The sequence below is a fragment of the Mumia flava genome (genome assembly GCF_002797495.1).
Taxonomy (GTDB): domain Bacteria; phylum Actinomycetota; class Actinomycetes; order Propionibacteriales; family Nocardioidaceae; genus Mumia; species Mumia flava.
On record NZ_PGEZ01000001.1, the window covers coordinates 1929965 to 1940563 of the forward strand.

At 73.3% G+C, this 10599-nt stretch carries 7 protein-coding genes, 1 tRNA gene and 1 pseudogene; 8 read left to right on the forward strand and 1 reads right to left on the reverse strand.

Annotation, left to right across the window (positions count from 1 at the left end):
• The first annotated feature begins 38 nt into the window (after positions 1-38).
• The 6 genes and pseudogenes from CLV56_RS09090 to arfB all read left to right on the forward strand — a co-directional run bounded on the left by CLV56_RS09090 (position 39) and on the right by arfB (position 8630).
• Positions 39-3587, forward strand: coding sequence for an adenylate/guanylate cyclase domain-containing protein (locus tag CLV56_RS09090; protein ID WP_039343708.1), 3549 nt, complete (start codon positions 39-41; stop codon positions 3585-3587).
• A complete protein-coding gene (locus CLV56_RS09095; RefSeq protein ID WP_039343710.1) occupies positions 3584-3985 on the forward strand; it encodes a VOC family protein in 402 nt (133 codons plus the stop codon). Before CLV56_RS09090 ends, CLV56_RS09095 begins: the two co-directional genes overlap by 4 nt.
• 70 nt (positions 3986-4055) lie before the next feature.
• Positions 4056-4205 (forward strand): annotated as a pseudogene (locus tag CLV56_RS21435) (zinc-ribbon domain-containing protein); the annotation flags it as partial.
• Between the two features lie 45 nt (positions 4206-4250).
• Entirely contained in the window at positions 4251-7601 is a 3351-nt protein-coding gene (locus CLV56_RS09100) for an adenylate/guanylate cyclase domain-containing protein (RefSeq protein ID WP_245857722.1), read from the forward strand.
• 108 nt (positions 7602-7709) lie between these two features.
• A complete protein-coding gene (locus CLV56_RS09105; RefSeq protein WP_157805118.1) occupies positions 7710-8138 on the forward strand; it encodes a pyridoxamine 5'-phosphate oxidase family protein in 429 nt (142 codons plus the stop codon).
• 54 nt (positions 8139-8192) lie between these two features.
• Positions 8193-8630, forward strand: a complete 438-nt coding sequence (gene arfB, locus CLV56_RS09110) for an alternative ribosome rescue aminoacyl-tRNA hydrolase ArfB (protein WP_039363154.1) — start codon at positions 8193-8195, stop codon at positions 8628-8630.
• A 73-nt stretch (positions 8631-8703) separates the two neighbouring features.
• Here arfB and CLV56_RS09115 read toward each other — a convergent pair.
• A tRNA-Leu gene (locus CLV56_RS09115) sits at positions 8704-8786 on the reverse strand.
• Positions 8787-9178: 392 nt separating this feature from the next.
• On the opposite strand from CLV56_RS09115, the gene CLV56_RS09120 reads away from it, so the two are divergent.
• Positions 9179-10123 (forward strand): FHA domain-containing protein, encoded by a 945-nt coding sequence (locus CLV56_RS09120; RefSeq protein WP_157805119.1) that lies wholly within the window; start codon positions 9179-9181, stop codon positions 10121-10123.
• Positions 10120-10599: an FHA domain-containing protein FhaB/FipA gene (locus tag CLV56_RS09125; RefSeq protein ID WP_039363156.1), complete on the forward strand. Its 480-nt coding sequence runs from the start codon at positions 10120-10122 to the stop codon at positions 10597-10599. Before CLV56_RS09120 ends, CLV56_RS09125 begins: the two co-directional genes overlap by 4 nt.

Genomic DNA, 10599 nt, shown 5'->3' on the forward strand with positions numbered 1-10599 from the left:
GTGCGGCTGAACCCGCCGCGCGGGGATAGTCTCCGGGCATGGACCGTGTCGCCGGCCCCGGTCTCGACTGCGCCGCCTGCGGTCGGGTCCTCCAGGCCGGTTCCCGCTTCTGCACCGAGTGCGGCGCGCCCGTGACGGTGCGGTGCGCAGCCTGCGGTGCCGACCTGGTGGGCGGCGCGAAGTTCTGCTCCCAGTGCGGCACCGCCGTCTCGGCCGACAGCGACCCGCCCCCGACCCGGGGGAACCAGGGGCGCGTCGCAGAGCGCCGCGTCACCAGCGTGCTGTTCGGCGACCTCGTCGGGTTCACCGCGCTGTCGGAAGGCCGCGACCCGGAGCAGGTCCGCGACCTGTTGTCGACGTACTTCGACCAGTGCCGCGAGGTGGTCGCGCGCTACGGCGGCACGATCGAGAAGTTCATCGGTGACGCTGTGATGGCCGTGTGGGGAGTGCCGACGACCACCGACTCCGACGCCGAGCGTGCGGTCAGGGCCGGGCTCGACCTGATCGCTGCCGTCCGCTCCTTCGGCAGCGAGCACGGGGCGCCCGACCTGGCGATGCGGGTCGGCGTCGTCACCGGGGAGGTCGCAGTCACCCTCGGGGCGCAGGGACAGGGCATGGTCGCCGGGGACGCCGTCAACACCGCCTCGCGGGTCCAGGCGATCGCACCGCCGAACGCGGTCTGGGTCGACGAGCAGACGCACGCCCTGACGTCGGAGGCGATCACCTACCGCGACGTCGGTCAGCACGCCGTGAAGGGGAAGGCGCAGCCTCTGTCGCTCGCGCAGGCCCGTGCGCTCAGCTCGGAGAGCACCGCCGGGGTCGCTGTGGACCTGGTCGGGTACCACCGCGAGCTCGCACTGCTCAAGAACGAGTTCGCGGCGGCCCAGTCGAGCTCGGCGGGCCGCATGCTGCTGCTCGTCGGTGAGCCCGGAGTCGGCAAGACCCGCCTCGGCCACGAGTTCGAGGCGTTCATCGACGGGCTGCCCGAGTCGATCCGCTGGCACCGCGGCCGCTGTCTCGCCTACGGCGACGGCGTCGCGTACTCGGCCCTCGTCGGCGCGGTCCGTGGCCGGATCGGCGCCGAGGACGGAGACGACCCCGAGCTGCTGCGCGAGAAGCTGAGGACCTCGCTGCGCCGGTGGGTGCCTGATCCGGACGAGGCCGCGTGGCTCACACCGCGCCTGGAGGTGCTGCTCGGGACATCGGGCGCGTCCTTCGAGCGCGACGAGCTGTTCGCCGCCTGGCTGATGTGGTTCGAGCGGATCGGCGCCGACGGAGCCCCGGTGGTGTGGGTGGTCGACGACCTCCACGCCGCCGACGACTCGTTCCTCGACCTGCTCGACCACCTCGTACGGTCCTCGTCGGTCGCACTGTTCGTCGTCGGGCTCGCCCGACCCGAGCTCGTGGAGAACCGACCTGCGTCGGCCACCGGGCGCCGGACCACGACCGTGCACCTCGACGGGCTCAGCGACGCCGAGATGTCCCAGCTGTTCGACGCCCTGGTCGGTGGGCTCGACGACGAGACCCGTCATCGGCTCGTCGCGCGGGCGGCCGGGATCCCGCTGTACGCGATCGAGACCGTACGGTCGCTGCTCGACCGCGGACTGACCGAGGAGCGTGACGGCCGACTCGTGCTGCTCGGCGACGCCGCCCCGGACGACATCCTCGACCCCGCGACCACGGCCGGGCTCCAGGTCCTGATCTCCAGCCGCCTCGACATGCTCGGCGACGAGCGCCGCGCGCTGCTGCAGGACGCGGCGGTGCTGGGCCAGACGTTCTCCGCGCGGGTCCTCGGTGCGGTCTCCGGGCGCGACGTCGGCGAGGTCACCGCGATGCTCGACACCCTGGTGGCACGCGACCTGCTGACGGTGATCCGCGACCGGCTCTCGTCGGAGGACGGGCAGTACGCCTTCGTCCAGTCGCCGGTCCGCCAGGTCGCCTACCAGATGCTGTCGCGCCGCGACCGGCGCCGACGCCACCTCGCGGCCGCCGACGCGCTGGAGCCGCAGGCCGACTCCGCGGGCGAGCTCGCCACCGTCGTCGCGCAGCACCTCACCGAGGCGCTGCAGCTCACCGAGGCGCTGCAGCTCACCGACCCCGACGACCCGTCGTACGACGAGCTGCGAGCGCGCTCGGACGCATGGCAGATCACGTCGGCCGAGCGTGTCCGTGCGCTCGGCGCGCTCGACGAGGCGCTGGCCGCCTACGAGCGGATCATCGCGTCGGTGTCCGCACCGGACCGCCTCGTGCAGCTCCGCCTGGAGGCCGCCGAGATCGCCTACGACCTCGGACGCCACGACCGGGTGATCAGCCACGGGCGGGCGGTGATCGAGGCCGACGGCGCCACGCCCGACGCCGTCGGCCGGGCACGCATGTGGTCCTCCCACTCTGCTCGGAGCCTCGGCCGGACCCAGGACTCGGAGGCGTTCCTCGCCCCGTACCCCGACGAGGCTGCCCTGGCCGGGCTCGACACCGTCGTCGCATCCCGCATCGCCGGGTCGCGCAGCATCACCCTGAGCGACCTGGGCAGGCACACCGAGGCCGCCCTGTGGGCCGACGTCGCACTCCAGCGGGCAGAGGCGGCCCAGGACGCGCAGGCCACCTACCTGGCGCTCAACACGATGGCGATGCGCGCCTTCCAGATCGAGACGCCGACGCTGGAGGACGCACTGATGGAGGCGTGCCTGCGGTTCGCGCGCGAGCACAGTCTGCGTCGCGAGCTGGTCCAGGCGCTGGTGAACCGCTCCGACTCGCTGCTCTCGGCCGATCCCAAGCGAGCACGTGACTGCGCGACGGAGGCGCTCGAGCTCGGCCTCGCCTCCGGCATGCCCAGCGTGACCTCGTACGCGCAGGCGAACCTGATGCTGGTCCAGCTCGCGGCGGGCGAGTGGGACCAGCTGATCGAGACCGGGCGGGGGCGGCCGGCAGCCGACGGGTTCGAATCGGTCGACAAGATCTTCGACTTCGCCAGCATCGTCGCCCTCCACAACCTGGTCGCGCTCGCCCGCGGGGACGACCCGGTGGCGCCCGAGGCCTGGGAGCGCCCGGACGTCGAGACCGGCGGCCAGCACGAGCAGTACCTGCTCATGCACCTGGGGGTGCTCGCGTGCCATCGCGGCGACGACGACGCGGCGATCGCGCTGCTCAGCCGCTCGACGGAGGTGGCCGACGAGCTGTTCGGGCTGGGGGAGGAGGCCTACCTGACGTGGGCGCTGGCGATCGAGCGAGCGGTCGCGCTCGGCCGGCCGAGTGTCGCACGCGAGGTGCTCGCGAGGATCGACGACGAGCGTGCACGGACCGCCCGGCCGCGCCTGCGCTACGAACGGCTCCGGCTGCGTGGGACGGTGAACGCGGCGACCGGGGAGGTCCCGCCCGATCAGGTCGAGCACGACCTGCGCGAGGCGATCGCCGGTCTCGCGTCGTTCGGCTCGGTCCCGACCCGGGCCCGGGCGGAGGCGGTGCTGGGGCGCTGGCTGGCGGAGCAGGGCCGTGCCGACGAGGCCGGTCCGCTGCTCGACTCGGCCACGCAGGCGTTCGCCTCGCTGCGGGCGACCCGGTGGTCGGCCGAGTACGGTCTGACCCCATGACGTCCCGGATCTCGCACACGACCTTCGACGCGCACGACACCCGGGCCCAGGCGGCGTGGTGGGCCGAGGTGCTCGGCTACACCGTCGAGCCGGACCTCGACCCGGACGAGCCGGACGTGGAGATCCTGCCCCGCGACGACACGCCCCCAGGCGCGGGGGTGCTGCTGTTCCAGGTCGTGCCCGAGGGAAAGACGGTGAAGAACCGCCTGCACCTCGACCTGCGCCCGACCGACCGCTCGCGCGACGAGGAGGTCGAGCGGGTGCTCGGCCTCGGTGCGACCCAGCTGGCCGACCTGCGCAACCCCGACGGCACGGGCTGGGTCGTGCTGGCCGACCCGGAGGGCAACGAGTTCTGCATCCTGCGCAGCGACGCGGAGGTCGCGGCGACGACGGGGTGAGGTCCTCCGCAGGCCCCGCCCCGTGAACATCGCGGGCGTTCCGGGTCCGATCGGCGTTAACCTCCCGAGCATGGAGCGTCTCCGCGGTGGGACCCTCGACTGCACGACCTGCGGTCAGACCCTGCCCGCGGGCACCCGCTTCTGCACGCGATGCGGGGCGCCCGTGGAACGGCCCTGCCGCGCCTGCGCCTCACCCGTCCCCGCGGGCGCGCGCTTCTGTCCCCAGTGCGGCACCAGCACGGCGGCGGCGACGGAGGGGTCGATGGTGCCGGCGACGATCGGGACCGGCCCGGTCCGCGTCGCCGAGCGGCGCGTGACGAGCGTGCTGTTCGGCGACCTCGTGGGCTTCACGACGCTGTCCGAGCAGCGCGACCCCGACGCCGTACGGGAGCTGCTGTCGACCTACTTCGACCGCTGCCGCACCGTGATCGCGCGTTACGGCGGCACGATCGAGAAGTTCATCGGCGATGCGGTGATGGCGGTCTGGGGCGTGCCGACCGCCACCGACGACGACGCCGAGCGCGCGGTCCGGGCGGGCCGGGAGCTGATCGCGGCGGTGCGGGAGTTCGGCAGCGAGCACGGCGCCCCCGACCTGGCCATGCGGGTCGGGGTGGTCACCGGCGAGGTCGCCGTGACGCTGGGATCGACCGAGGAGGGCATGGTCGCCGGCGACACCGTCAACACTGCCGCGCGGGTCCAGTCGCTCGCGACCCCCAACCAGGTCTGGGTCGACGAGCAGACGCGCGAGATGACCACGCACGCGATCGCGTACCGCGCGGCCGGGAGCCACACACTCAAGGGGAAGGCGCTCCCGCTGGAGCTGTGGGAGGTCAACGGGATCGCCCCCGACAGCGCGGCGGGCGTCGCGGTCCCGCTGGTCGGGTACGCCCGCGAGCTGGGGCTGCTGAAGAGCGAGTTCCAGGCCGCGCGGGCGTCGTCGTCGGGTCGGATGCTCCTGCTGGTCGGCGACCCGGGCACGGGCAAGACCCGACTGGGCAGCGAGTTCGAGGAGTACGCCGACGAGCTCGCGTACCGGGTGCGGTGGCACCGCGGCCGCTGCCTCGCGTTCGGCGACGGGGTCGCGTACTCCGCCCTGGTCGGTGCGGTACGGGGTCGGATCGGCGCCGAGGACACCGACGACGTCCCGACCCTCGTGACCAAGCTGCACAGCGCGGTCGCCCAGTGGGTGCCCGACCCGGAGGAGGCCGCGTGGATCACGCCGCGGCTCGAGACGCTGCTGGGGCTGAGCAGCGGGTCGTACGAGCGTGACGACCTCTTTGCCGCGTGGCAGACGTGGTTCGAGCGCCTCGGCGCCGACGGTGCGCCGGTCGTCTGGCTGGTCGACGACCTGCACGCCGCCGACGGGGCGTTCCTCGAGCTCGTCGACCACCTCGTCCGCGCGTCCGCCGTGGCGCTGTTCGTGATCGGGCTCGCGCGTCCGGAGATCCTCGAGGAGCACCCGGAGGTGGCGACCGGTCGACGGACCACGACGGTGCACCTGGAAGGGCTGTCCGAGCCCGAGATGGCCGAGCTGTTCGCCGGGCTCGTGGACGGGCTCGCCCCCGCCGCGCGCGACGTCCTCGTCGAACGGTCGGCGGGCGTCCCGCTGTACGCGATCGAGATCGTCCGCTCGTTGATCGACCGCGGCCTGACGCTCGGTGAGGTCGGTCGGCTCCGCCTGCGCGAGGACGCCGACCCCGAGCAGATCCTCGATCCGGCGACGACGGCCGGCCTCCAGGTCCTGATCACCAGCCGGCTCGACCTGCTCGGCGAGGAGCGCCGGACCCTGCTCCAGGACGCCGCCGTGATCGGTCAGACCTTCTCCGCCCAGGTGCTCGCCGCAGCGTCCGGCCGCGACGAGCAGGAGGTCGCCTCGATCCTCGACGAGCTGGTGGCGCGCGACCTGCTCACCGTCGTGCGCGAGCGGCTGTCGGCGGACGACGGTCAGTACGCCTTCGTCCAGACCCCGGTCCGCCAGGTCGCGTACCAGATGCTGGCGCGTCGCGACCGTCGCATCCGCCACCTCGCTGCCGCGGACGCGCTCGAGCCCTTGGCCGAGACCTCGGGCGACCTGACCACGATCGTCGCCGAGCACCTGGTCGAGGCGCTGCGGCTCACCGGTCCGCACGACCCGGGACGGGACGGCCTCGTACGCCGGGTCCGCCGGTGGCAGATCGCGTCCGCGGAACGTGTCCGGGCGCTCGGCGCGCTCGGTGAGGCGCTCGTGCTGTACGGGCGGGTGATCGACGAGCTCGACGACCCCGAGGAGGCGGTGCGCCTGCACCTGGTCGCCGCCGAGATCGCGTTCGAGCTGGGCAACCCCGAGATCGTCGTCCAGCACGCCACGGCGGTCTTCGAGAGCGGGCACGCAGGCGCCGACGACGAGGCGCAGGCCCGGATGTGGGCCGCGAACGCCACCCGCATCCTCGGCCGGCTCGAGGACGCCGAACGGATCCTCACCCCGTACGCCACCGCTGACGCCCTCGACGGCGTGAACGACGTGATCGCGTCGTTCGTCGCCGGTGCGTGGGCCGCGGTCACGCTCGAACAGGGCCGCGCCGAGGAGTCCGCCCGCTGGGACCAGGTCGCGTTGTTGCGCGCGGAGGCGGCCGACGACGCCCGTGCGACGTACCTCGCCCTGAACTCCATGGCGCTGAACGCCCAGCAGGCCGGTACGCGTGCGCTCCAGGACGCACTCCTGGAGGCGGGTCTGCGGTTCGCGCGCGAGCACGGACTGCGTCGCGAGCTCGTGCAGGCCCTCGTGAACCGGTCGGACGCGCTGATCTCCGTCGACCCGAAGCGGGCGTTCGGCTATGCCACCGAGGCACTCGACCTGGCGCTCGCCTCGGGGATGGCCGGGATCGCGGCGTACGGGCAGACCAACCTCATGCTCGTCCAGTACGTGACCGGCGCGTGGGACGAGCTGACCGAGACCGCGAGCCGCAGGCCGGCTGCCGACGGCCTGGACAGCGAGGAGCGGCTGTACGACTACGGGGCGGTCGTCGCGCTCCAGAACCTGGTAGCGACCGCGCGCGGGTCCGAGGCGGTGGCCCCGCCGACCTGGGAGGAGCTGGACCCCACGAGCGGGGGCCAGCACGGCCAGATCCTGCTCATGCATCTCGGGACGCTCGCGGCCGCCCGCGGCGACGACCGGCAGGCCATCGGGCTGCTGCGTCGCTCGTTCGAGCTCGCCGGCACCGTCACCGGGATCAGCGAGGAGGCGGTCCTGGTGTGGACGCTGGCGATCGAGCGCGCGGTGGCGACCGGCGACCTGGACGTCGCGCGCTCGCTGCTGGCCGAGCTCGACGACGTCCAGGTGCTGCGTGAGCGGCACCACGCCGAACGACTCCGGCTCAGCGGCACCGTCGCCGCAGCCGACCCGTCGAGCGACCCGGCGCTCGTCGAGGCCGACCTCCGTGCCGCCGTCTCCGAGCTGAGCGACTTCGGCGCTCCGCCGAGCCGTGCGCGGGCCGAGGCGACGCTGGGACGGTGGCTCGGGTCGCGGGGGCGGGCCGACGAGGCCGACGCCCTGCTGCTGTCGGCGGCGGGGACCTTCCGCGAGCTCGGCGCGACCCGCTGGCTCGACGAGTTCGGGCTGGCCGACCGCACTCCGTGACTCCGCCGTCCGTACGGGACCAAGGTCCCGGCGCTGCGGACCTCTCGGCCGTGTCACCGGCCGCGGCACGGCGCCCACCCTGGGAGGACAGTCGAAGGTGGGGTGATCGTGGTGTTCGAGCTGAGCCAGATGGGTGCGCGCGGATCCATGACGGACGTGGACGTCGACCGGTGCTGGGAACTGATGGCGAGCAGACCCGTCGGTCGACTCGGGATGGTCGTCGACTCCGCCGTGGCGATCCTCCCGGTGAACCACACCGTGCAGGACGGCGCCGTGTACTTCCGCACCAGCGCGTACGGGACGATCGCGCGGCACGTCGACGGGAGCGTCGTTGCCTTCGAGGTCGACCGGATCGTCGACGAGGACTGGTCGGGGTGGTCGGTCCAGGTCCAGGGGTGCGCCCGCAAGGTCGACGACCCGGAGACCCTCGCGCGACTGTGGACCCCCACGCGGCTCCACCCGTGGGCCCCGGGGATCCGCAACGTATGGATCGAGATCAGGCCGGACCGCGTGACCGGCCGGGTCGTGCGATCCTGACGACGGCTCCTCGAAGCACGCCGGCCGGGAGCTCACCCGGGGGAAGGGGTCCTGATGCCTGACGGCGTCGCCGTGACCCCGGGGCCTGGTGTCCCCGACGGCCTCACGATCCCGGAGTCCGAGCTCTCGGAGCGTTTCTCCCGCTCACCCGGCCCGGGCGGTCAGTCCGTGAACACGGCCGACAGCCGCGTCGAGCTCACCTACGACGTGAACGCGTCGGAGGTGCTGACGGCGGCCCAGCGGCGACGCGTCGTCCGTTCTCTCGGCCGGTCCACGATCACCGTGGTCGCGTCCGAGCACCGCTCGCAGCTGCGCAACCGTTCCGCGGCCCGCGAGCGGCTCGGGGCACGCCTGCGCGCCGCGCTCGCGCCTCCGCCGCGGCGACGTGTCCCCACCAAGCCGACCCGCGGTTCGCAGCGACGGCGGCTCGACGCGAAGCGGCGGCGCGGCGAGACGAAGGCCCGGCGCGGTCGCGTGTCCGGGGAGGACTGACGCCGAGGACCTCGAGCCGCCGCCTGCGCCCCTGAACGACGAAGCCCCAGGTCCGAAGACCTGGGGCTGCTTGTGCGCGAGGGGGGATTTGAACCCCCACGTCCTTGCGGACACTGGCACCTGAAGCCAGCGCGTCTGCCATTCCGCCACTCGCGCGTGCGTCCGACCACGGCGGGGCGGATGCAGGGACCAGACTAACAGGGCAGTCCACGCCGACCGGCCGGCGGGTGGGGTCGGGGTCTCGATCGCTCGCTTCGCTCGCGCCTCGACCGCCGGGGGTTCGCTCGCTTCGCTCGCGCCTCGACCGCCGGGGGTTCGCTCGCTACGCTCGCGCCTCGACCACCGGGGGTTCGCTCGCTACGCTCGCGCCTCGACCACCGGGGGTTTCGGCGGGCCCGACGCGACGGGGCGCTCCGGGGCTGTGGGCGGATCCGACGGGTCGGCGGCGTCGACCGATACGATCGGGGTCACGTACGCCGTGCGACCGTTGATGCGGTCCGCGGCGACGACGACGACACGGCACCGCAGGGTACGGGGAGGAAGGGACGATGGGCGTGCTGCAGCGCTTCGAGCAGCGACTCGAGAACGCGGTCTCCGGGGCGTTCGCCCGGGTCTTCCAGAGCGCTGTGCAACCGGTCGAGATCGCGGCCGCGCTGCAGCGTGAGATCGACTCCGGAGCCCAGATCCTCTCGCGCGACCGTGTGCTCGTCCCGAACGACTTCACCGTCGAGCTCTCGCAGGCGGACTTCGACCGGCTCGCACCGTACGGCGGGACGCTGTCCGGCGAGCTCTCCGAGCTGGTCCACGAGCACGTGAACGAGCAGCGCTACACGCTGGCCGGTCCGCTGCGGCTGGACTTCGTCCCGCAGATGGACCTGTCGACCGGACGATTCCGGATCCACTCCCGTGCCTCTGCGGCCGTGGTCCCCGCCGCCGGCACGCGGATGACCGACACCGCGGTCGCGAAGGCCCCGGTCGTCCTCGAGGTCAACGGCATCCGGCACCCGGTCGAGCCGCCCGGCGTCGTGATCGGGCGCGGGACCGACGCGCAGATGCGGATCAACGATCCGGGCGTCTCGCGCAAGCACGCTCAGCTGCGGGTGATCCCCGAAGGTGCAGGCGTCCGGGTGACGATCGAGGACCTCGGCTCGACGAACGGCCTGGTCGTCGACGGCCGCCGTACGACCCACGCCGTGCTCTCCGACGGGTCGCAGATCCAGATCGGCAACACCCTCGTGGTGGTCCGCAACCCGCACGCGGGGGGTCGGGTCTCGACAGCCTCGACCGGCGGCGGCCCCGGTCCGGCCGGCGGGCCTCCGAGCCCTCCGGGCGGCGCCCCGAGCCCCGGTGGCGGCCCTGTCCCGAGCGGCCCGCCGCCGTCCGTCCCGAGGCCGCCCGCAGGACCCCCGGCCGGCGGGCCTCCACCTGCGCCGCAGGCCGGGCTCCGCCCCGGTCCGCTCGCCGGTGACCCCAGGCCCGGTGATCATCGATGACCGAGCTGACGCTGACCCTGATCAAGCTCGGGTTCCTCGCCGTCCTGTGGCTGTTCGTGCTGTCCGCGGTGTCGGTGATCCGCTCCGACGTCTTCGGCGCCAAGGTCGAGGGTGCGGGCAAGGCGCCCAAGCAGCCGAAGCAGCCCAAGCAGCCCAAGGCCCGCAAGCCCAAGCGCGGGATGCCCTCGAAGCTCGTGGTGACCGAGGGCCCCAACGCCGGCCAGATGGTCCCCCTGACGGGCGCCGACGTGCTCCTCGGCCGCGGGACCGATGCCGCGATCCGGCTGGACGACGACTACGTCTCCACCCGGCACGCACGGTTCTCGACCAACGGCCAGCAGTGGTTCGTCGACGACATGGGCTCGACCAACGGGACCTACGTCGGCAGCACGCGTGTGACCAAGGCGCAGCCCGTTCCGGTGGACCTGTCGACTCCCGTACGGTTGGGCAAGACCGTCGTCGAGCTTCGGAAGTAG